Source organism: Pontixanthobacter gangjinensis (assembly GCF_009827545.1).
In the GTDB taxonomy this organism is placed as follows: domain Bacteria; phylum Pseudomonadota; class Alphaproteobacteria; order Sphingomonadales; family Sphingomonadaceae; genus Pontixanthobacter; species Pontixanthobacter gangjinensis.
On record NZ_WTYS01000001.1, the window covers coordinates 1,471,966 to 1,494,130 of the forward strand.

19 protein-coding genes are annotated in these 22,165 nt (G+C 55.2%); 12 read left to right on the forward strand and 7 right to left on the reverse strand.

Features of this window, described 5'->3' with window-relative positions; genetic code table 11:
• Nucleotides 1-12: 12 nt before the first annotated feature.
• Nucleotides 13-1,788 carry a DUF885 domain-containing protein gene (locus GRI36_RS06935; RefSeq protein ID WP_160597796.1) on the reverse strand — a complete coding sequence of 592 codons (1,776 nt, stop codon included), beginning with the start codon at nt 1,786-1,788 and terminating at the stop codon, nt 13-15.
• A 196-nt stretch (nt 1,789-1,984) separates the two neighbouring features.
• Here GRI36_RS06935 and GRI36_RS06940 point away from each other — a divergent pair, with 196 nt between their 5' ends.
• The 6 genes from GRI36_RS06940 (at nt 1,985) to GRI36_RS06965 (ending at nt 9,558) form a co-directional block, all read left to right on the forward strand.
• Nucleotides 1,985-3,514: a SulP family inorganic anion transporter gene (locus tag GRI36_RS06940; RefSeq protein WP_160597797.1), complete on the forward strand. Its 1,530-nt coding sequence runs from the start codon at nt 1,985-1,987 to the stop codon at nt 3,512-3,514.
• A gap of 95 nt (nt 3,515-3,609) precedes the next feature.
• A complete protein-coding gene (locus GRI36_RS06945; protein WP_160597798.1) occupies nt 3,610-5,586 on the forward strand; it encodes an alpha/beta hydrolase family protein in 1,977 nt (658 codons plus the stop codon).
• Nucleotides 5,587-5,783: 197 nt separating this feature from the next.
• Nucleotides 5,784-7,736 carry an alpha/beta hydrolase family protein gene (locus GRI36_RS06950; protein WP_160597799.1) on the forward strand — a complete coding sequence of 651 codons (1,953 nt, stop codon included), beginning with the start codon at nt 5,784-5,786 and terminating at the stop codon, nt 7,734-7,736.
• Nucleotides 7,737-7,774: 38 nt separating this feature from the next.
• Complete coding sequence (apaG, locus tag GRI36_RS06955) at nt 7,775-8,173, forward strand: Co2+/Mg2+ efflux protein ApaG (RefSeq protein WP_160597800.1); 399 nt, start codon at nt 7,775-7,777, stop codon at nt 8,171-8,173.
• Between the two features lie 66 nt (nt 8,174-8,239).
• Nucleotides 8,240-9,031, forward strand: a complete 792-nt coding sequence (locus tag GRI36_RS06960; RefSeq protein ID WP_160597801.1) for a LysR family transcriptional regulator — start codon at nt 8,240-8,242, stop codon at nt 9,029-9,031.
• A complete protein-coding gene (locus GRI36_RS06965; protein ID WP_160597802.1) occupies nt 9,028-9,558 on the forward strand; it encodes a GNAT family N-acetyltransferase in 531 nt (176 codons plus the stop codon). The genes GRI36_RS06960 and GRI36_RS06965 overlap by 4 nt, the downstream gene beginning before the upstream one ends.
• A gap of 7 nt (nt 9,559-9,565) precedes the next feature.
• Here GRI36_RS06965 and GRI36_RS06970 read toward each other — a convergent pair whose 3' ends face one another.
• The 5 genes from GRI36_RS06970 to GRI36_RS06990 form a co-directional block, all read right to left on the reverse strand.
• Nucleotides 9,566-10,315, reverse strand: a complete 750-nt coding sequence (locus GRI36_RS06970) for a hypothetical protein (protein ID WP_160597803.1) — start codon at nt 10,313-10,315, stop codon at nt 9,566-9,568.
• Between the two features lie 85 nt (nt 10,316-10,400).
• Nucleotides 10,401-11,279, reverse strand: a complete 879-nt coding sequence (locus tag GRI36_RS06975; RefSeq protein WP_160597804.1) for a sterol desaturase family protein — start codon at nt 11,277-11,279, stop codon at nt 10,401-10,403.
• A gap of 137 nt (nt 11,280-11,416) precedes the next feature.
• A complete protein-coding gene (locus tag GRI36_RS06980; protein WP_160597805.1) occupies nt 11,417-12,517 on the reverse strand; it encodes an endonuclease/exonuclease/phosphatase family protein in 1,101 nt (366 codons plus the stop codon).
• A gap of 84 nt (nt 12,518-12,601) precedes the next feature.
• The gene (locus GRI36_RS06985) at nt 12,602-13,348 is read right to left on the reverse strand and encodes a glutaredoxin family protein (RefSeq protein ID WP_202392134.1); all 747 of its coding nucleotides are present in this window, start codon (nt 13,346-13,348) and stop codon (nt 12,602-12,604) included.
• A 1-nt stretch (nt 13,349) separates the two neighbouring features.
• Nucleotides 13,350-13,622 carry a metal-sensitive transcriptional regulator gene (locus GRI36_RS06990; RefSeq protein WP_160597806.1) on the reverse strand — a complete coding sequence of 91 codons (273 nt, stop codon included), beginning with the start codon at nt 13,620-13,622 and terminating at the stop codon, nt 13,350-13,352.
• 51 nt (nt 13,623-13,673) lie between these two features.
• Here GRI36_RS06990 and GRI36_RS06995 point away from each other — a divergent pair, with 51 nt between their 5' ends.
• Complete coding sequence (locus GRI36_RS06995; protein WP_160597807.1) at nt 13,674-15,455, forward strand: copper resistance system multicopper oxidase; 1,782 nt, start codon at nt 13,674-13,676, stop codon at nt 15,453-15,455.
• Nucleotides 15,452-16,504: a copper resistance protein B gene (locus GRI36_RS07000; RefSeq protein ID WP_160597808.1), complete on the forward strand. Its 1,053-nt coding sequence runs from the start codon at nt 15,452-15,454 to the stop codon at nt 16,502-16,504. Before GRI36_RS06995 ends, GRI36_RS07000 begins: the two co-directional genes overlap by 4 nt.
• A 70-nt stretch (nt 16,505-16,574) precedes the next feature.
• Here the strand turns inward: GRI36_RS07000 and GRI36_RS07005 are convergent, their stop codons facing one another.
• Nucleotides 16,575-17,180, reverse strand: a complete 606-nt coding sequence (locus GRI36_RS07005) for a GNAT family N-acetyltransferase (protein WP_202392135.1) — start codon at nt 17,178-17,180, stop codon at nt 16,575-16,577.
• Nucleotides 17,181-17,607: 427 nt separating this feature from the next.
• Here GRI36_RS07005 and rpsL point away from each other — a divergent pair, with 427 nt between their 5' ends.
• The 4 genes from rpsL to tuf all read left to right on the forward strand — a co-directional run bounded on the left by rpsL (nt 17,608) and on the right by tuf (nt 22,020).
• On the forward strand, nt 17,608-17,979 hold the full coding sequence (rpsL, locus tag GRI36_RS07010; protein WP_160597809.1) for a 30S ribosomal protein S12: 372 nt from the start codon (nt 17,608-17,610) through the stop codon (nt 17,977-17,979).
• Between the two features lie 71 nt (nt 17,980-18,050).
• The gene (gene rpsG, locus GRI36_RS07015) at nt 18,051-18,521 is read left to right on the forward strand and encodes a 30S ribosomal protein S7 (RefSeq protein ID WP_160597810.1); all 471 of its coding nucleotides are present in this window, start codon (nt 18,051-18,053) and stop codon (nt 18,519-18,521) included.
• 122 nt (nt 18,522-18,643) lie between these two features.
• The gene (fusA, locus tag GRI36_RS07020; protein ID WP_160597811.1) at nt 18,644-20,737 is read left to right on the forward strand and encodes an elongation factor G; all 2,094 of its coding nucleotides are present in this window, start codon (nt 18,644-18,646) and stop codon (nt 20,735-20,737) included.
• Between the two features lie 92 nt (nt 20,738-20,829).
• On the forward strand, nt 20,830-22,020 hold the full coding sequence (gene tuf / locus GRI36_RS07025; RefSeq protein ID WP_160597812.1) for an elongation factor Tu: 1,191 nt from the start codon (nt 20,830-20,832) through the stop codon (nt 22,018-22,020).
• The last annotated feature ends 145 nt before the right edge of the window (nt 22,021-22,165 follow it).

Here is a 22,165-nt window from a genome sequence, read left to right on the forward strand (position 1 = left end):
CGGGTGGGCGGGTCAATCGTAGCTGACGCCCGCCAAACCCTGCCCGCCATCAGCAATGAAGTCCTCTATCCGCTGTTCCAAGACCGGCAGCGGCACGGATCCGAGCGCGAGAATGATATCGTGGAATTTGCGGATGTCGAAATCATCGCCCAACTCCGTTTCGGCTTTTGTTCGCAGTAGCCGGATTTGCATTTCGCCCAATTTGTAAGCGAGGGCTTGGCCGGGCCAGCTGATGTAGCGGTCAATCTCTGTGCCCACTTCGTGGCGCGACAAGGCGGTTCGGTCTGCAAGATAGGTAATCGCCAGATCGCGGGTCCAGTCCTTCGAATGAATGCCAGTGTCGATAACCAGCCGCGCGGCGCGCCACATTTCATACGAAAGCCTTCCAAACTTCTCGTATGGCGTGCGGTAAATACCCATCTCCTCACCTAGAAATTCGGTGTACAGGCCCCATCCTTCACCCATACCGGAGAAGTATATCCGGCGGCGGAATTCTGGCGTGTCTTCGCCCCCTTGCTCGCGCTGGAATGCCGCTTGGAACGAATGGCCCGGCGCGCACTCATGCAATGTCAAAGCAGGAATATTGTAGAGCGGGCGCGAGGGCAGGTCGTAGGTATTCATCTGGCAATATTCATAGCCACCGCGTCCGGCAGTGTAGAATGGCGCGATATCAGGCGCGACTGGTCGGATGGAAAACCTGTGACGCGGCAGGAAGCCGAAATAATCGCCAATCGCCCCATCCACGCGCTTTGCGACATAGGCTGAAACACCCATTAGCTCATCGGGCGTTTTAGCAATGAATTCCGGGTCGGTGCGGAGCTTTTCGTTGAACTGGGCAATTGTGCCATCGAAACCAACCTCCGCCATTATTTCGCGCATGGCGGCTTCAATACGGGCGACTTCATCGAGGCCGATCAAATGGATTTGGTCCGCAGTCAGATCGAGTGTCGTATATTGGCGAATTTGCTGCGCGTAATAAGCGGGCCCCTCTGGCATTGCTTCGGCGGCCAATGTTGTACGGCTATTGGGAATATATTCGTCACGCAGAAATGACAGCAAATCTGTAAAGGCTGGCCTGACCGATCGCATGATCGTGTGTCGCCCCTCATTCTGCAAGCGGGTTTGTTCCGCTTCGGTGAAATGCGCTGGCATTTGTTCAAAGGCAGTCCAAAACGGGTTTGCCTCAATATCATCACCAATATAGGCCTCAAGTGAGGCATCGCGGCCCGATAATGTGACTTTAGGAACGCTGAAGCCTCGCGCCAAACCGGTGCGGGCATTGGCAGTGTGTTCGGCAAAATATCGCGGAAGATCGCGCATCAGGGCAATATACTCGTCGTAATCTTCAACCGTCCGGAAGCCTGACGTCGGTGCCAGATAGCTCCAAAAATTGGTGTCGCTATCGAACGGCATTTCCCATTCGCGGAAACGAGCGTTTTGGATCTGCTCGGTCAATACGCTGCGAAGGACAGCGGCGTTAACCCGCTCGGTCTGTGATAAAGCTTGGCCGTCGATGGCATCAAGCCGGCCTAAGAAAACTTGCGCATCAGCTGCGCGGCGAAGGTTTGCTTCGGGTGCAACCGATGGAATAGCTGTTTCCAGTGGCTCTTCTCCTTGCCCTGACTCATGCATTTGCCACTTGGAATATTCTTCATACAAGCCAATCAATTCAGTATCCGAAGAATAAAGCACCCCGTCGGATGCGGCGTCATCACCCTCTTTCGCGAGAGCAGGGAACGCGCTGGTGGATAAGAGTGCGGCAGCCAGGCTGGCGGTAAACAAACGCATTGGCAAAATTCTCACTGATGGTTGAAGTCTTGATGCTTAGCAGGTCTAATGTGTCAGCGCGCTCTGTCAAAGTACGGGTGAAACGCAAATTATAAAGCGGATGGCTGCAGCCCGGTTGTGCATTGCAGCATTACCCTCTAGGCGCGCTCTGTATTTCGCGCGGTTGGTCGCGCCCCTCATGATTTTGGAAATATGTATGTCCGTATCCCCGGCACCATCGGCCACTGGCGCGAACGCTGGTTTCACAGCCACTTTGAAACGCGATTGGCTTGGCAATATCCGCGCAGACATACTTGCCGGAATGGTGGTTGCGTTGGCGCTAATTCCTGAAGCCATCGGCTTCTCGCTGATTGCCGGTGTCGATCCGAGCGTGGGCCTCTACGCCTCTGTTGCGATTGCGATGGTTATTGCGCTGGTAGGTGGCCGCCCCGGAATGATCTCTGCTGCAACCGCTGCTGTGGCGGTTGTGGTGATACCGTTGGTGAAAGACTATGGCGTTGATTATTTGTTCGCCGCGACCATTTTGATGGGAATTATCCAAGGAATTGCGGCACTGCTACGGCTTGATTTGTTGATGCAATTCGTCTCGCGCAGCGTCATTACCGGCTTCGTCAACGCACTCGCAATCCTGATTTTCATGGCGCAAATTCCGCAGCTTACAAATGTCGGCTGGGAAACCTACGCAATGGTCGTGGCGGGTCTAGCGATTATTTACGGCTTTCCGCGCATTACCAAAATCGTGCCGAGCCCGCTGGTTGCAATCATCCTGTTGACCACAGTCGCTGTATTCTGGAACTTGCCGGTCAATAATGTCGCGGGCGAGGGAAAGCTGCCGGACGGATTGCCGACTTTCGGCATTCCTGATGTTCCCTTCACCTGGGAAACCTTCATGATTATTCTGCCATTCTCGCTGACGATGGCGGCGGTTGGCTTGCTGGAGAGCTTGCTCACTGCGCAGATTGTCGACGATATGACGCATACGGATAGCAACAAGCAGCGCGAGAGCGGTGGGCAGGGCATTGCCAATATCGTCGCCGCGTTCTTTGGCGGCATGGGTGGCTGCGCGATGATCGGCCAATCGGTGATTAACGTTGCGTCGGGCGGACGTGGGCGACTGTCGACCTTTACCGCTGGGGCGTTCTTACTGTTCTTGCTTACGGTTCTTGGCCCCTACGTCGGCAGCGTGCCGATGCCGGCGTTGGTGGCGGTGATGATCATGGTTTCGATCGGGACCTTTAGCTGGAATTCGATTGCCAATATCAAGCGCCACCCTCCGACATCCTCCGCAGTGATGATCGCGACCGTGGTGGTGGTGGTGTGGACGCATGACCTTGCACTGGGCGTGCTGGTTGGCGTGCTGCTGTCGGGCATTTTCTTTGCTGGCAAAGTCCGCACGATGTTTAGTGTCCAACGCATTCGCCGCGAACATAGCGCGGTTTACAAAGTCACCGGACAGATCTTCTTCGCCAGCGTTGACCGCTTCATGGCCGCGCTAGGGCCGGAAAGCAGCTATGAAGACGCAGCACATCACGTTGTAATTGATGTTTCGTCGGCGCATTTCTGGGACATTTCGGCGATTGAAGCGCTGGAAAAAGTCGTTGACCGGATGCGCCGCAATGGCCGCCACACGCGGATTGTGGGCCTAAACACTGCCAGCGCTGATCTGTTCGACCGGTTCGCTTTGGAAGACCGCACAGGCCTCGAAACGGGGCTCGCGCCGCATTGAACCAGCAATTAGTATAGTTATTACACACATCTCTCTTGCCAAGTGAGTTCAACAGGTTACGTTCCTGAGAACAGTTTTGACTAAAGGGGTATACTATGTTTCGGCGACTAGTGCTGGGATGTGCGGCAGTACTTGGTAATTGCCTTTCCGTTGCTTCATACGCTCAAGAAGCGGCGACTATTGAAGTTCCCACCTTCGAAGCGCCCGTTTTGGAAGCCAAGCCGCCAATAATTCCGGTTGAGGCGTTCGCCGACAACAGTAATCTTTCAAGCGCCAAGCTTTCCCCAAGTGGTGACAAATTCATCGCTCGGGTTGAACTTGAAGGTATCAGTTACATAGTTCTGTTCGACGCCGAGACACGCCAGCCAACAGGCAAGATCAGCACCGGGGACAAAATCGACCTTGAATGGTTTCGCTGGGCCGGAAACGACAAAATCCTGTTTTCCGTATCAAAACAGGGAAAGTTTTTCGGCGATGATGTCCGCTATACTCGGCTTTACTCGGTCAATCTCATCGATTTCACCCAAACCTATATCGGGCGCAAGGAGCCCATCGTGGAAGGCGACAATGTGATCCATGTCGCTGATGATGGCTCCTACGCGCTGGTATCGATGCAGCGCACGATTTACGATTACCCTTCGGTGTTCAAATTCGAACTGAGCGAAGATGGTTCGGCGCGCGAAATCCAGACCCGCCGCGAAGGGGTTTGGACGTGGGTTGCGGACAGTGCGGGCGTTGTCCGGATTGGATATGGATGGTCGCGTAACCGGATGCGGATATATTATCGGTCCAACGATGATAATGACCTCGATATGGTCGGTAAGTTCAAGGAGGACGAGGCAGCTAAGACATTTTGGGACGTCGCCTATGTCAAGCCTGGATCAGACCTCGGCTATGTGTTGGAAGGAACCAAAGGAGGACGGGTCGCGCTTAAGACATTCGACTTCGGGACCCGGGAAAGCGTCGAAACCGTCTACGAAAATGAGAAGTGGGATCTTGATCTCGTAACTTTTACCGATGATGGTCAGCCCCAATACGCTGCCTTTACCGATGACCGCGATCAAATTGTCTGGTTCACAGAAGAGGACAAACGTCGGCAACGGATGCTCGAACGGGCGCTCCCGCAAGAAATGGTCCGGATCACCTCGCAAGCCGCTAACGGTTCGCGTATGCTTGTATGGGCTGGCGGCGAAAATGATCCCGGCGCGTTGTATGTTTTTACTCCTGAAACCAAGCGATTGGACCAGTTTACTGAAATGCGCTCTCAAGTGAATTTCGAGTATTTGGCCCGGCCGATGGCGGTCGATTACGAAGCCCGCGACGGAACAGAAATACGCGCCTACCTTACTCTCCCAAGGGGGCGTGAGGCAAAGGGCTTGCCGCTGATAATTATGCCGCATGGCGGCCCTTACGGGGTGCGCGACCAGTTGCGCTATGACGATGACGTGCAATTGCTGGCCAATCGCGGTTACGCCGTACTGCAACCCAATTATCGTGGATCTGGCGGTTATGGCCGGGCGTTCTCGCGGCTCGGCAATGGGCAAATCGGACGCAAAATGCAGGATGATCTCGATGATGCCATGGATTGGGCGGTGAAGCAGGGCTTTGCCGCAGCAGACAGAGTGTGCGTTGTTGGCGGTAGCTATGGTGGCTACGCCGCGCTGTGGGCTATCATCCGCAATCCGGAGCGCTATCAATGTGCTGCCAGTTGGGCAGGCGTGACAGATTGGGATTCGCAACTCAAATATGATGCCGATTTTTTCTCGAGAAAAGGTGGCAAGCGCTGGCGTGAGCGCGTCGAAGGCGAGGATGACTTCGATTTGGATGAGGTTTCGCCCGCAGAATTTGGAGAGAAGCTCAATCGGCCAGTGTTGCTGGCGCATGGCGAGGACGACAACAACGTCCCATTCAGCCAGTTCAAAAAAATGCGCAATGCGACCAAAAATGCGCCAATGCCTCCAGAGCTGCTCGTAATCGAGGATGAGGGCCACAGCTTCTCGAAACCGGAAAACAAAAAGATCTGGTACGACCGGCTGATTGCCTTTCTGGAAAAGAACAATCCGGCGGACTAACTATTATGACCCATTCGTGGATTGACTGCGTTTTTCGTGGTGCGAGAGCTTTTTTGCTGTTGGTCGGTGTGGCTCAGCCCTTAAGCACACAAGCGCAAACGCTTGCAGAGCCAGCCAGTTTTCCAAGCCCGCAGCAAGTGTTGGTTGGGGATAGGCCGGAGATAATCCCAACCTCGGCCTTCGCTTCGCGCAATCAGATGTTCAATGCAAAATTGTCTCCCGATGGCAGCAAATTCGCCTATCAAATCATCGATGACGACCGCATACGGATTGCCGTCTTCGATGCCGAAACGCGGCAAGCAATCAAGACGGTCGACTTGGGCAAGGGCGCGCCGGTGGCGTGGTTTCGCTGGGCGGGAAATGATCGCGTTCTGTTTTCTCTGCACAGCCGCGCCATGTTGTTGCTGACATTTGTCCCGGCCACGCGGTTGATGCTGCATGATCTGGTTAAGGATGAAACCAGCTTTGTCGGGTTGGACGATCAGGGCTTCAAGGGCGACGATGTGCTGTATGTCGATCCCGCCGGAGAATTCGTCCTTTTGTCGCTAAAGGACAAGGCGTTCTCTCAGCCATCGGTATACCGCTTCGATCTGGACGGGAAGGGGGCAACCAGTGCGCGGATTGTGCAGAAGCGCACGCTAGGCATCGAGCAATGGTGGACCGATAACACGGGGGTAGTCCGGCTGGGAATGAAGCGGCAGGGCAGCAAACGGGTGTCGTTCTTCTACCGAAGCAATGCGGCGCAGGAATTGGTCGAAGTCGCCAAGTTGCGGCGTGAAGCCGATGCATTCGATAATTGGGATGTGTTGAGCATCCGCGCTGGCAGCGACACTGGCTATGCGCTGGTCAAAGACGAACGCGGGCTGAACATCCTGCGCGAATTCAACTACCGAACCAGCATGCCTGGAGAGGAAATATTTGCGCATCCCGAATGGGGTTTGGAAAGCGCAGTATTTGAGAATGACGGGACTTTGCAAGCGGCCAATTTTACTGATGATTTCCCGAATGTGTATTGGTTCGATCCGGACATGGCGGCCATCCAAGACAAGTTGGAGCGCACGCTAAAAACCGGGCAGGTCCAGATTTTGTCCAGCTCAGGCAGTGACCGGATGCTAGTCTCGCACAGTGCAGGCGATGATCCGGGCGTCGTCTACATCTACACTCCCGCACGCAACAAGCTCGACGTGTTCGGTGAATTGCGGCCCGACATTGATTTCAAGCAATTGACTGCGCCTCAATCGATTGAGTATCCGGCCCGCGATGGCACACGCATTCGCGGTTATCTCACTTTGCCTAAGGGCCGCGCACCCACCGCTCTGCCGCTAATAATCATGCCGCATGGTGGGCCATATGGCATCCGCGATACCGCAAGCTATCGTGACGAAGTCCAGCTGCTCGCCAATCGGGGTTATGCCATTTTGCAGCCCAATTATCGCGGCTCAGGCGGATATGGCGAAAAATTTGAGGATCTCGGTAATGGCCAGATTGGCCGGATGATGCAGGACGATTTGGACGATGCGATGGACTGGGCGGTCGCACAGGGATTTGCCGATCCGGATCGCGTCTGTTTGGTGGGGGCAAGCTACGGGGGATACGCTTCTTTGTGGGGCGTAACCCGGAATCCTGAGCGTTATCGCTGCGCCGCAAGCTGGGCCGGTGTGACAGATTTCGAGGCTCAAGTGGGCTTCGACCGGGGGTTCTTTACCCGCCGCAACAATAAGAAGTGGCAACGCCGTGTCCAAGGCGACGAGCCTGACTTCAAGTTGGGGCTAGTCTCGCCTTTACAGCAAATCGGGATGCTAACCCGCCCGATTTTGCTGGCGCATGGCAAACGCGACCGGACCGTGCCGTTCAGCCAGTTCACCATGATGAGCGACGCGGCCAAGACGGCGGAGGTCGACATCACAGAATTGGTCCTTGACGATGCCGGACATTCTTTCAGCAAGGTCGAGGATGAGCAAAAGTGGTATGATGCGCTGATCGCATTCCTCGCACGGACCAATCCAAGCGATGTGAATGTTGCGAAGCCAGCGGATATTTCAAAGGAAGGTGATAGCAAGACTGGTGCCCAAGTACCGTCAGATGGTGCAGAAATATCTACTGACGCAACCCCTGAGACGATAATTACCGAGCCAGATCTGGCTGGATAATTGCAGGAAGCTGCCATCGTCGCTACGGTGGAACCATCATGAAGCAATTGTTCCAACACGCCGCCAATACCGATGATATCACCGTGCGCGTCGCGGTGAGCTTCCTGCCCGAGCAATCGCATCCCGAAGCTGGCAAATGGTTCTGGGTGTATCATATACGAATCGAGAATGATTCTGACCGGACAGTGCAGCTAAAATCACGCCACTGGCGAATTACGGACGCGCGCGGCATGATCAACCATGTCGATGGCGAAGGCGTTGTGGGTGAAACGCCGTTGCTGGAGCCGGGGCAAACGCATGATTATGTGTCCGGCTGTCCGCTGACCACACCAAGCGGTTCGATGGAGGGGTTTTACACTTTCACAACCCGTGAGAACGAGCAATTCGAAGTTCGCATTCCCTATTTTCCATTGTCGGCCCCGGCAACGGCGGATTGAGCTGTGGCACAGCATTCGTATCCACGGGTTGCAGGCTGGCCTCCTCACGCCTAAATCGGCCCGACCATGAAACGCACCCACCTGCCTCTCAACGCATTGCGCGTCTATGATGCTGCCGCGCGGCATCTGAGCTTTACCCGCGCTGCTGACGAGCTTGCAGTGACACCTGCGGCGGTCGGTCAGCAAATCCGCGCGCTGGAGGATCATCTCGGCACCGTGCTGTTCCGCCGCACCAGCAAGGGGCTGGAACTGACGCCCGAAGGCTGTGCCGGACTCGATTCTTTGCGCGAAGGCTTCCTTAAATTCGAGGAAAGCGTGCAAGCAATGCAGGCCGGTCAGGCAAGCGACAGTTATACTATTGCCGCCCCGCGTGAATTCTATGCACAATGGCTCGCGCCTAGACTGGCCGCATTCCGCAAGAACAATCCCGCTATTCGGTACCAATTGGTCGAGGACGAAAACGCCGATTTCACCGAAGCCAATTTGGACGTTGCGATCCGGCTGATTGACGGACCTGGCGATTTGCATGGGGTTGAACTGGCTCCGGCGCGGCGGGTTGTCGTGTCGATTGCCGGTGCGCCCGACGAATGGATTGATTGGCCAGGCGCTCCATTGCCAGAAGGGGCCGAACCCACCGTGCAAGTTGGCAATGCCGGGCAGGCGCTAAGCAGCGCGATGGCGGGCATGGGCAAGGCGATCCTGCCCTATTTACTGGTGTCCGAAGCTGTGGACGCAGGGCGGCTGGATATTCTCGAAGGGCCGGACGAGGGGCGCCGCGCCTATTGGTTGATCGCGCCGCCACCGCAATGGCGGCAAAAGAAGGTCAAAGCGCTGGTCGAGTTCCTGTCCGGCGAATGATCCCGCCTGTTCCAGAATTGATAACCGAAAGATTCCGGCTGCGAGGTTTGGAAGAAGACGATGTCGGAACCTTATGGCCCAGTTTTTCGGACGAAACCGCGATGCTTTATTGGAGCCGCGGGCCGTTCGCCGACAAGGTTGAATTGCGACAATGGCTATTTGACAGCGATTGGGGCGGCCGAACATGGATTGCCGAACCGCTCAAAGGTGGCGAAGCTGTATGCCGGATCGTTGCAAGCGGGGAAGCGCCCGAAGCTGCGGAGATCGGCTACATCACGGCGCTGGGACAAGAGCGGAAGGGGATAGCGCGTGAATGCGTGACGGCTGTTATTGGCCATCTGATAGAGGCCGAAGGGTTTGGACGGATTTGGGCCGATGTCGATCCGCGCAACACGGCATCAAACGGCTTGCTGAAAACGCTCGGTTTCCGCGAAGAAGAGCGTATCATCAATGCGGTGGAAACACATATTGGCTGGTGCGACAGCCTGATTTGGACCCTGTCAGCCGCTGATTGGAAAGCACGGTAAGTTCACCTCACGCAGGCGAAAGCAAGAACGCGCCAAGTCGTGCTGACTGGTCCTCGGGTAGTTGGTCCATTGCTTCATACAAGAACACTCCGATGCTGCATTGGTCCTCGGGCGCGGCGCGCATTAGGCGGCCTTCATCACCCAGAATTTTCATCAATCTCTCATCCGTGCCCAAGCCGCGCATCCTGGCATACAGCGCCTGGTAGTCACCTTCTGCCGGTTCGCTTCGCGGCTGCGGGTGGGATTGTCCGCCGGCCATTGCGCGGATCAAATCTACTTTGTTACGTTGAACCGCATTTTGAACGCGCGACGACATTAGTGAAGTATCGAAAGTCTCGCCAACGGCCAGCTTGGCGCAGCTCGGCTTGTCACTGACTTCAAAGGTTTTCATCAGATTGAGCGTGCTGTCGAGCAATGCTGCAATCTGCGCGTTCGGTGCCAGCTTTACCGACTGTCCATGCATTGCTTCCAATTCACCAAGCCATTGCTTGCCAATTGCTATCCCGTCGTCCTTGGAAAGCGAGCTCTTCATCTCGGCATCGACACCGCGGCCAACCAGTTCATCGAATTCAGCAGGGAAATCCTGCTTGACCGCTTCCCAAAATGCTTTGGTGTCCGGCGCGGCGAGCAGGCCTTCTTCAAATTCTTGAGAAACCTGTTCGCGGGTTTTAGGGGCGGAGCAGGCTGAAACAGCGAGCGCTAAAGCGGCGAGTGGCACAGCGCCCTTTAGCGCATTTACCCGCTTGAAAATCGCCATCAATTCGTGCCTCGCTTGCCGTCCAATATCTTCGCATAAAGTAGGTGTGGGCCCAAAAAGCCTGTCGGTAACGGCGTTCGAAAAATCAGGCTATACCGGTCGGCAAGACGCTCCATACCATCAATCCGGCCAATATTGCGGCGGTACCCCCTGCGGCGAACCGGCGCGTCATGACAGTCGGCTTTGCGACCGCGTTAAAGCGTGCTTTGTATTGCGGGTGCTCGGTGCCCATCCACCGGTCCCAAAACGTGAAATAAAAGCCGTAATTGTGGCGAAATTCGCTGTGGTGCAAATCGTGGTGAGTGGTGGTGGAAATCCAGTCTGTCCATTTGCTGTCTGTCCAGCCTGCAGGGAACAACTCGACCCCGGCATGCGCCATCACATTGCGGAAGATCATGTGCCACAGGAAGAAGAAAATTGCCCATCCGGCATAGGCAACGCCGAGCGTGCTAACGGCGAGCAAAAAGATCGGCATAAAGATCGATTCGGTCACCGCCTCTGCAGTGGCAAAGCTGTATGACGTCCACGGTGTAGGGGTGCGCGATTTGTGGTGATGAAGATGCGTGGCCTTATACAAGCGCTTGTGATGCAACGCGCGGTGCATCCAATAAAAATAGGCATCATGCGCCAGCACCATTATCGCAAATTGAAACGCGATCAGAGCTACCGAAGCACCCTCAAGTTTGAATTCGATATAGCCATATTCGCGCAAAACGAGCGTTGTAATCGTGGTGATCGCAAACACCACGACTGTCCGCATCGAGGAGAAAAACTCGCGGATATAATCGCTGCGAATGGCGCGCCGTTTCTGGATACGGCGATTGTCCGCCCAGCGCTTAAACACCAGCAGCAAGACAGTCATCAGACTGGCCGCAACCATGTAACGGGTCAGATCAAGCGTGATGCCAGTAACGATGTGGTCGCTGACTTTGTCCAAAAAAGTTGTTTCTGTTGGCGTTGTCATCAATTGCTCCGGTCACCGCGATGCACTGACAATTCTTGCAAGGCAATAAGAAGCCTACAAGACGGTGCGAAAAAATCAGCTTAACTCGACGAATTTGTTGCCGGCTACAGTTCGGGCCAGTGAAATCCAGTGGCGTATTAATTTGCCTCTTCGGCGCTGTCTTCGCGGTAATCCTGAATTGCCTCATTACCGTCGGCCCGGTCTTCGGCATCCGGTTCTTCGGTCCGGTCATTCACTTTTCGCGCGGCAGCCGGGGCAAGGCAGAGTTCGGCGATTACAGGCCGATGATCCGATCCGACATTGTCCAGCACACGGATATCGCGCAGCAGGAATTCTTCGGTCACGAATAGATGATCGAGCGGCCAGCCGAGCCAGGTTTTGTCAGCAGGAAATGTCGCGAAATTGCCGCGACCGATACGTGGGTCGAGAAACTCGCCGATGCTCTTGAATAGCAGCGTAGTGTCTGACCAGCCTACATCGTTGAAGTCACCAATAGCGAGGACCGGCATGGTTTGGTCTTTGGCATGACGGGCCGCCAACACGATTTCAGCGTCGCGTTCCTCTGTGTCTTGTCCGGGATGGGGCGGGCGAGGATGCAAGCCGATTAGGCGAAACTTCTGCCCTGCTGTCAGGGTCGCATAAGCTGATGGTGTGTCTTCCTCGGCCAAATCCTGTACCGAACCGTCCGTCATCGGCAGACGGGTGGCAAACAAAAGCCCGTATGTATTATCCAACGGGCGCTCCAGCTTCTCCGGATATTCAGCGAGCACGCCAGCTAGCGCATCGCGCCATTTCTGATCGGTTTCCAGAAGCAACAGAATGTCAGGTTGCTCTCGTTCAAGCATCTCGATTGTGGCAGCATAATTGCGGTTTTTCTGCAGCACGTTGAAGCTCATCACGCTAAAGCATTTGTCGGATTCGAGGGCGAGCTTTTCGGTCTTGGCAACTTCGGCAGCGGCGAGCGGCGTGTAGGGATGGACGCGGTATAGTTGCCAAGCCGCCAGACCGATCAGCACAAGTGAAGAATACGGGCGCCACTTGCGATCAAACAGCCATAGCAATACGGCCATTACCAGCATGGCCACCAAAATCTGCACTCGCGGGAAGTCCCAGATACGCACCCACCATTGATTAAGATCGGTTGTGCTGAGAAGCGAACCGGCAATGAGCGCGACGGCGAGTGCGCGCAGCATCCATATCGCGCTAGCTTTGAACAGTCGGGATTTCTGGCGGGTCAAATGCAATGGCCTTCTTAGGGGTATGACGGCATGAACCTCCCAATGCTTGAAATTCGCGAAAGGTTAAACCCCTGAAACGTAATTCTAAAGTTGCGTTTTAATCAGCATCCATACCGCCATGCCGACCATAAACACATTCTCGGTCAACGATATAAAGCCTAGCGGAACATTGCTGTCGCCTCCGACGCAAGCGCATTTCAATTCGCGCTTCTGGATATAGACCGCGTAGATGACCGAGATCGCGCCGATTGTTCCGATGAACAGCGCCACTGGAATTGCAAGCCACATAAACACGCCTGCGATCATTAGTACGCCCGTCAATCCCTCAGCATAAGGATAAATATAGCCGTAGCGGACCCAGCGTTTGGCAAGCAGGTCGTAATTGAGAAACATGCTGGAGAAGGCCTCGACATCGCGCAGTTTTAGATAGGCGAGGCCGCACATCGAGAAGGCGACAAACCATTCCGCGGTGAATGCCGAGACAGGCTCCCCAGTGACCACAAAAGCAGCGGCCAGCGCCATCAGAAAAGTCATTCCAAATAATGCAATTACAGGACGGTAGGTGGTGTCACTGCGCTGGTCCTTAGGCTGGTCGAGCCCGAAGTGAATTCGCAAATCGTCATAACCCCCAATTCGCGCGCCATCTATGAAAGTCTGCGGAGTGGTCTTCACATCATGCTTGGCCTTGAACGCGTCGGTTTCCTCGCGGGTGGTGAGGTGATGATCTGCCACCTCAAAGCCATGTCGTTCCAGCAGCCACTTTGACTTAATGCCGTAGGGGCAAGTATGGGTTTCCATTACCATCCGGTGAAGCTGAGCGGTCTTGGTCATCCTATTTCTTCTTCTCGAGTAGATCGATTAGCTCATGAAATTTTTGGCGTTGTTCGGCTTCGTTACCGCTGGCGATGGCTTCGGCTACGCAGGTTGCAGCGTGGTCTTTCAGCACTTCACTCTCGACTTTCGCGAGGGCAGATTTTGCGGCCTGAATCTGGGTCAGCACATCTATGCAATAGCGGCCACCTTCAATCATCTGGGCAACGCCGCGAACTTGACCGGCGATGCGGTTGAGGCGGTTGACCTTCTTCTTGGCGCTATCTGGATGCATACACTAGAACTCTTCTTGTAATACCCTAGGGGGGTATATATAAAGCCCATCATGAAACTAGCAAGCCACGACAAATCCTCTTCGTTATTGCCTCGCCGCAGGTTCCTGATGGGAACCGCTGGACTTATCGGCGCGACCGCGCTGCCAGTGCCGGCTTGGGCCAAGGGCGTGTCTATGCAACACGCTGCCAAAGGCTTCGGCACCATGTCGGGCGAAGACATTCGTCTTGATATCCAAAACTCGCATTATTCAACTGGCGGCCGTTCGGGGCATGCGCAGACAGTTAATGGGTCTGTGCCAGGGCCGCTAATCAGATTAAAACAGGGTCAGAACGTTCGGCTACATGTGACCAACCATTTGGAAGAAGACAGCTCGATCCACTGGCACGGCTTGCTTCTGCCGTTCCAGTTCGATGGCGTGCCGGGAGTCAGTTTCCCGGGGATCAAGCCGCATGAGACTTTCACTTACGAATTTCCGATACGGCAAGCGGGCACATATTGGTGGCACAGCCATTCGGGGTTGCAGGAACAGGCGGGACTCTATGGACCGCTCGTGATCGAAGCCAGTGACGGTTCCGATGCGCGTTTTGACCGCGATTACATTGTCTTGCTGAGCGAATTTACCCCGGTTCACCCGCATGAAATTATGCGCAAGCTGAAGGTAGGTGAGCATTATTTCAACCGCCAGATGCAATCTGCGACCGATGGCAATATGTCTGGTGACGAACGCCGGATGTGGGGCGCGATGCGGATGAATCCGCGCGACGTTTCGGATGTAACCGGCTCGACCTACACCTTTTTGATGAACGGACATGGTCCGGCAGATGATCTGGAATATCTGTTCAAACCGGGTGAGCGGGTCCGGTTGCGGATCATCAACGGCAGCGCGATGACCTTCTTCAATATGCGCATCCCAGGTGTGCCGATGACGGTCATTCAGGCCGATGGTCAGGATGTACTCAATCACGAAGTGGACGAACTGCAGATCGGCGTCGCGGAAACGTATGATGTGGTCGTGACCCCGCCCGATGGCAGCCATGCGCTGGTGGCAGAGGCAATGGACCGCAGCGGGATGGCAATCGCATCACTCACTTCGCACCCGGGGCACAAAGCCACCGCGCCTGCTCTGCGTGAAACTCCGACGCTAACCATGGCCGATATGGGCATGGGTATGGAGATGGGAGCGATGGCCGGAATGTCGGGCATGGACGGAATGGATCATGGCGCTATGGGACACGGACAAATGGGCGGCGGTACGATGGACCATTCAAAGATGAGTCATTCCATGCGCGACACATCCATTCTGCCCGAAGATGTGGCGACAGGGCCGGGTGTTGACATGGTGTCGCCGATGCCGGTTGACCGGATGGATTATCCCGGTCTCGGACTCGAAAATGTTGGCCACCGCGTTCTGCGCTATACTGATTTGCGTGCCAAGCGGGCTAATCCGGTGCGCGCAATCGAGCGCGAGATAGAATTGCATCTGACTGGCAATATGGAACGCTATATGTGGTCTTTCGATGGCAGGAAATATGCTGCGGTAAAGGATGATCCGATCCGCTTCGGATTTGACGAGAGGGTCCGGGTTACGCTCGTCAATGACACGATGATGGCGCATCCAATACATCTGCATGGACATTTCTTTGAAATCGTCAACGGTGCCGAACAGACCCGCCAGCCGCGCAAACATACGCTGGTGGTTCAACCCGGAGGCAAAGCGGCGTTTGACCTGACTGCAGACGAGCCGGGCGATTGGGCGTTCCACTGCCATTTGCTTTATCATATGCACGCCGGAATGATGCAGGTCGTGACCGTCAGGCCGTTTCCAGCATGAGGCGCGCTCTATCGATAGCTGCGCTGGCATCGGCTGGAATCTGCCTTGCCACCCCGCTGAAGGCGCAGGATCATTCGGGTCACGCAGGCCATGTTATGCCTAAGGCGAATGAGCCGGAAGCCGCTGAAGCTCCAGAAGAGCCAGTTGATCATTCCCAAATGGACCATTCGCAGATGGATCACGCTGCGATGGGGCATACGACGCCCCCTGAAGCGGAGCCTGCGGCACCAGTTGATCATTCCCAAATGGACCATTCGCAGATGGGACACGCGGCAATGGGGCATGATATGCCTACCGCGCCTAGCAAAGATGAAACTCCGCCCGCGAGAGCACTTGAGGGGCCGCTTCATGCTGCCGATGCGATTTGGGGTTCGGAAGCGATGCAGCCAAGTCGCGATAATCTGGTCAAAGACCATGGCGAGATGGAAGTCGGCACGTTGATGGTCGAGCGGTTTGAGGCACGAATTGCCGATGGCGAGGAAGGCTACCTGTGGGATGCACAGGCTTGGTATGGCGGTGATATCGATAAAATCTGGCTCAAGACGGAGGGCGAGGGCGAAATAGGCGGCTCGGTGGAGGATTTCGAAGTTCAGGCCTTGTGGTCCCATGCAATCGCGCCGTTCTTTGATTTACAGGCCGGTGCGCGGCTGGATATTGAGCCCGAAACGCGCAGCCATCTTGTGCTCGGTATTCAGGGCCTTGTTCCCTATATGTGGCACGTCGATGCCGCCTTGTTCCTATCCGATCGCGGCGACTTAACCGCGCGTGTCGAGGCGGAATATGACCAAAAAATCACCCAATCGCTGATCCTGCAACCTCGCGCAGAGTTCGAGCTGTCGGCCAGTGACATTCCCGAACGCGGCATCGGGGCGGGGCTGACCAAGGTGGAGGCGGGTGTGCGCCTGCGTTATGAATTCACCCGCGAATTCGCGCCCTATCTGGGCGCCGAGTATGAGGCCAAGCTGGGCGACACAGCCGATATCGCGCGCGCCGCTGGCGATGATCCGACCGGGGTAAAGTTCCTCGCCGGAATCCGCTTTTGGTTCTAGTCGATTGTTGCTCGTAGGCTATTCTTTAGGGGCGCGACTCTCTTGCCGTTTTCTTTCACCGGCCATCGCCTTAATCTGATCCCAAAACCCGAAAGACCTCGGCTATGCCAGGCGGATCGCACTCCGCTTTCAGAGCCGCCAGCGCGTCGTCGATATCAAACGCATAGACATTGACCGCTCCGTCGCGGCTGGTGAGTTTTCCGCCTAGCGATTTGGTAAAGTCAATGGCCTCGGTGTTTTCGGCCAAAGTGTTGGCAGTAAATCCGGTCAGGCCTTCGCGCCGCGCGTCCAGCAGGATCGTCGCAGTTAGCAGCTTACCAAGGCCAAGACCGTGATAGCTATCAATCACAGCGACCGAGAACTCTGCGCATTCGGGCTGATCCGGTGAGCGGAATGCATGGACAATGCCTATGGCCGGTTTGCCCTCCGCTTCCGAATTGATTGCACCCCATGCGAGGTGATTATGCCCGTCCACTTCCAGTAGCCGATCAATTACCCAATCCGGCGGAGTGCGCGCGCCGGAGAAGAACCGCAAATAAAGCGAGCGGGGCGACATCTGGCCCAATCCCGTGCGCATCAATGCGTTATCATCCTTGGTCGGGGTGCGGATGCACACTTTCGAGCCATCTTCCAGCGCGGTATGGATGACAATGTCGGAGGGGCTGTCGGCAGTCATAGGCCAAGCCGTTACCACAAGAGCAGCGCGGGGTGGAGCGCAAAACACAGTGGCCGCTTTCCCTTGACCCACCACCCGAATCCAACTAAAGGCCCGCCATCCGAAGCACGCTCCCTCGCACCGAAAGCGCGCTGACGACAGATAGAGCTGAACATTGCCGGTTTAGTCCCGGGGGCCTGATGCATCTGCATTGAGGCTCTTTTCTATTGGGGTGGTTGTGAAAACAAGCACCACGGGGCGGCCGCCAAAGTAACCCGGAGCCGGAAGGTTTGGGTGGAGAGATTTCAGCCCTGTCCCTGCGAAAGCAGGGATCGTATTCCGCAGGCGTCATGCTTGCGGTGAGCGATCCCAGCCCGCGCCGGGATATCGGGCAAACATCTTCCCTCCAAATCTGAAACGTTCCACCTAAACAGGTGAAGAGCACTTCATGCCTACAATCAACCAGTTGGTCCGTAAGGGCCGCGTTCCGCAGAAGGCCAAATCCAAGGTCCCTGCGATGGAAGCAAACCCGCAGAAGCGCGGCGTTTGTACCCGTGTTTATACAACAACCCCAAAGAAGCCGAACTCGGCTCTGCGTAAAGTTGCGAAGGTTCGCCTAACCAACCAGCGCGAGGTTATCACTTACATCCCCGGCGAGGGCCACAATCTTCAGGAACACTCTGTTGTTCTGATCCGTGGCGGCCGTGTACGCGATCTTCCCGGTGTGCGTTACCACGTCCTGCGCGGTGTGCTCGATACGCAAGGGGTCAAGGACCGCAAGCAGAGCCGTTCGAAGTACGGCGCGAAACGTCCTAAGTAAGGGCGCGTCCGAAGTAAGATTTTTTGGCAAGCGCCCTTTATGCGCGCTGCCTGACCAAAGGAATTTATCCGATGTCACGTCGTCGTCGTCCCGAAAAGCGGGTCATTCTTCCCGATCCTAAGTTCAAGGATCTGATCCTGTCGAAGTTCATGAACAACCTCATGCTCGATGGTAAGAAATCCACCGCCGAACGTATCGTTTACGGTGCGCTTGAAACTGTTGAAGCCAAGGCGAAATCTGATCCGATCCAGATGTTCCATGATGCGCTGAACAACATCAAGCCGGGCGTTGAAGTTCGCAGCCGCCGCGTTGGTGGTGCGACCTATCAGGTGCCTGTTGAAGTTCGACCTGAGCGCGCTCAGGCGCTGGCGATCCGTTGGTTGATTTCGGCTGCTCGCGGCCGTCCTGAAACCACCATGTCGGCACGCCTTTCGGGCGAGCTCATGGATGCGGCCAACAATCGCGGCAATGCGGTTAAGAAGCGCGAAGATTCGCACAAGATGGCCGACGCCAACCGCGCGTTCAGTCACTACCGCTGGTAATTTGACGAGTTGGGGCGTGGCTGGCTTGGGCTGGATGCGTCTTTAACTAGTCACATTTGCAACTATATTGGGAAGGGCGGCACATAGGGTGCCTCCCAACCCGGCAAATCGAGGAATTCAATATGGCACGTGGCCATCCCCTAGACAGATACCGCAACATCGGGATTATGGCGCATATTGACGCCGGTAAGACTACTACGACTGAGCGGATCCTGTATTACACAGGCAAGTCCTACAAAATCGGCGAAGTGCACGATGGTGCCGCGACGATGGATTGGATGGAGCAAGAGCAAGAGCGCGGAATTACAATTACCTCCGCTGCGACCACCTGTTTCTGGAATGCCGAAGACCGCAAAGGTCCAGAGCATCGCATCAACATCATCGATACCCCGGGCCACGTTGACTTCACGATTGAAGTCGAGCGCTCGCTGCGTGTTCTCGATGGCGCGGTTGCCTGTTTCGACGGCGTTGCCGGCGTTGAGCCGCAGTCCGAAACCGTATGGCGTCAGGCTGACAAGTATAAAGTGCCCCGGATGTGCTTTATCAACAAGCTCGACCGCACCGGCGCTGACTTCAAATATTGCGTTCAGTCGATAATCGACCGTCTCGGTTCGGTACCTGCTGTGCTGTATTTGCCAATCGGCATTGAATCCAGCTTGGTTGGTTTGGTTGACCTCGTTAACCAGCGCTCGATCACGTGGAAGAACGAAGATCTCGGCGCTGAATATGAATATGGCGAAATTCCTGCCGACATGGCCGATGAAGCTGCGGAATACCGCGAAAAGCTGATCGAGCTCGCTGTTGAGCAAGACGATGACGTCATGGAAGCTTACCTTGAAGGTAATGAGCCAGACGCGGCAACGCTGAAGGCCTTGATCCGCAAAGGTACGCTCAACCAGAGCTTCGTACCTGTGCTGTGCGGCTCGGCATTTAAGAACAAGGGCGTTCAGCCTTTGCTCGACGCGGTTGTCGATTACATGCCTTCACCGCTCGACGTTCCTGCAATTAAGGGCGTTTTGCCGGACTCAGAAGAAGAAGCGACACGCGAATCGAGCGATGACGCTCCATTCTCTGCATTGGCGTTCAAGGTCATGAACGATCCGTTCGTCGGCTCGCTGACATTCACTCGCATCTACTCCGGCAAGCTGGAGAAGGGCATTGTTCTGAACTCTGTGAAGGACAAGAAAGAAAAGATCGGGCGTATCCTCGAAATGCACTCGAATGACCGTAAGGACATCGACGAGGCATTCGCAGGCGACATCGTTGCTCTGGCTGGTATGAAAGCCACCACAACCGGCGATACGCTGTGTGATCCTGCCAAGCCGATTATTCTTGAGCGGATGGAATTCCCCGAGCCGGTTATTGAATTGAGCGTTGAGCCCAAGACCAAGGCTGACCAGGAAAAGATGGGCGTTGCGCTCAATCGTCTTGCTGCCGAAGATCCTTCTTTCCGCGTGTCGACCGATCATGAATCGGGCCAGACGATCATTAAGGGTATGGGTGAACTTCACCTCGACATCCTGGTTGACCGTATGAAGCGCGAATTCAAAGTCGAAGCGAATGTCGGTGCGCCCCAAGTTGCGTATCGTGAGTCGCTCGGCCGGACGATCGACGTCGATTACACACACAAGAAGCAATCAGGTGGTACGGGTCAGTTCGCTCGCGCCAAGGCACAGTTCATCCCTGGTGAGCGCGGCCAAGGCATTGTCTTCGAGGACAGCATCAAAGGCGGTAACATTCCTAAGGAATATATCCCGTCGCTGGAAAAGGGTATCCGTGAGCAAGCTGAAAGCGGCTATCTCATTGGCTTCCCGATCATCGATTTCACAATCCACGTGACCGATGGCGCGTATCACGATGTCGATTCGTCGACAGTGGCCTTTGAAATTTGTGGTCGCGGTGCGATGCGTGAAGCAGCGGAACGTGGCGGCATCAAGCTCCTTGAGCCGGTGATGCGGGTTGAAGTTATCAGCCCTGAAGAATATCTTGGTGATGTAATCGGTGACCTCAACTCACGTCGTGGTCAAATCCAAGGGACTGACACACGTGGTAATGCGCAAACTGTTGATGCGTTTGTTCCGCTTGCGAATATGTTCGGTTACGTGAACGAGCTTCGTTCATTCAGCCAGGGACGTGCAAACTACTCGATGCAGTTCAGTCATTATGACGAAGTGCCGGCGAGTGTTGCACTAGAAGTTAAGGAGAAGCTTGCCTAAGCGCGAGCTTCAGTCTAGGGGCGGCGCCTGTTGAAGCGGGTGCCGCTGATTCCCGTATTTATTTTAGTCAAAGACTTAGAGGTTATTGAAAAATGGCGAAGGCAAAATTTGAGCGGAACAAGCCGCACTGCAACATTGGTACCATCGGTCACGTCGACCATGGTAAGACAACGCTGACCGCGGCGATCACCAAGGTAATGGCGGAAGTACACGGCGGCGCTGCTGTCGACTTCGCTAACATCGATAAGGCGCCTGAAGAGCGCGAGCGTGGTATCACTATCTCGACCGCTCACGTTGAGTATGAAACTGCTGCACGTCACTACGCGCACGTTGATTGCCCAGGTCACGCCGACTACGTTAAGAACATGATCACTGGTGCCGCTCAGATGGATGGCGCTATCTTGGTTGTGAACGCAGCTGACGGTCCAATGCCACAAACTCGCGAGCACATCCTGCTTGCGCGTCAGGTTGGTGTCCCTGCTCTGGTTGTTTACATGAACAAGGTTGACCAGGTCGACGACGAGGAAATCCTCGAACTCGTTGAAATGGAAGTTCGCGAATTGCTTTCGAGCTACGACTTCGACGGCGATAACATTGCTATCGTCAAGGGCTCGGCTTTGGCTGCTCTTGAAGGTCGTGACGATGAAATCGGCAAGAACTCCATCATCGAATTGATGGAAGCAGTCGATCAGCACATTCCACAGCCCGACCGTCCGATTGATAAACCATTCCTGATGCCAATCGAAGACGTGTTCTCGATCTCTGGTCGCGGTACTGTTGTTACCGGCCGTATCGAAACCGGCATCGTGAACGTTGGCGACGAAGTTGAAATCGTCGGTATCCGTGACACTGGCAAGACCACTGTTACTGGTGTTGAAATGTTCCGTAAGCTGCTTGATCGCGGTGAAGCTGGTGACAACGTTGGTGCGCTGGTTCGCGGTATTGGCCGTGAAGATGTTGAGCGTGGTCAGGTTCTGGCCAAGCCGGGCTCGGTTAACCCGCACACAGAATTCTCCGCAGAAGTTTACGTCCTATCCAAGGACGAGGGTGGCCGTCACACGCCGTTCTTTGCGAACTACCGTCCGCAATTCTACTTCCGCACCACCGACGTTACCGGTGAAGTGATCCTTCCTGAAGGCACTGAAATGGTAATGCCTGGCGATAACGTGACTATCAGCGTTAAGCTGATCGCACCGATCGCAATGGACCCAGGTCTTCGCTTCGCTATCCGCGAAGGTGGACGGACTGTGGGTTCAGGGGTTGTCGGATCGATTTCGAAGTAATATAGGCCGCGCAACAGAAAGAGATTCGTTTCTTTCTCTGCCGAACTATTTCGGAATTAAAAGTTAGAATCAGTGGCCCCGCTCTCCCTGGAGACGGGAGGGGGCGGGGCCACTGAATTTTGTTGTTTGCTCTTTCTCATTGGTA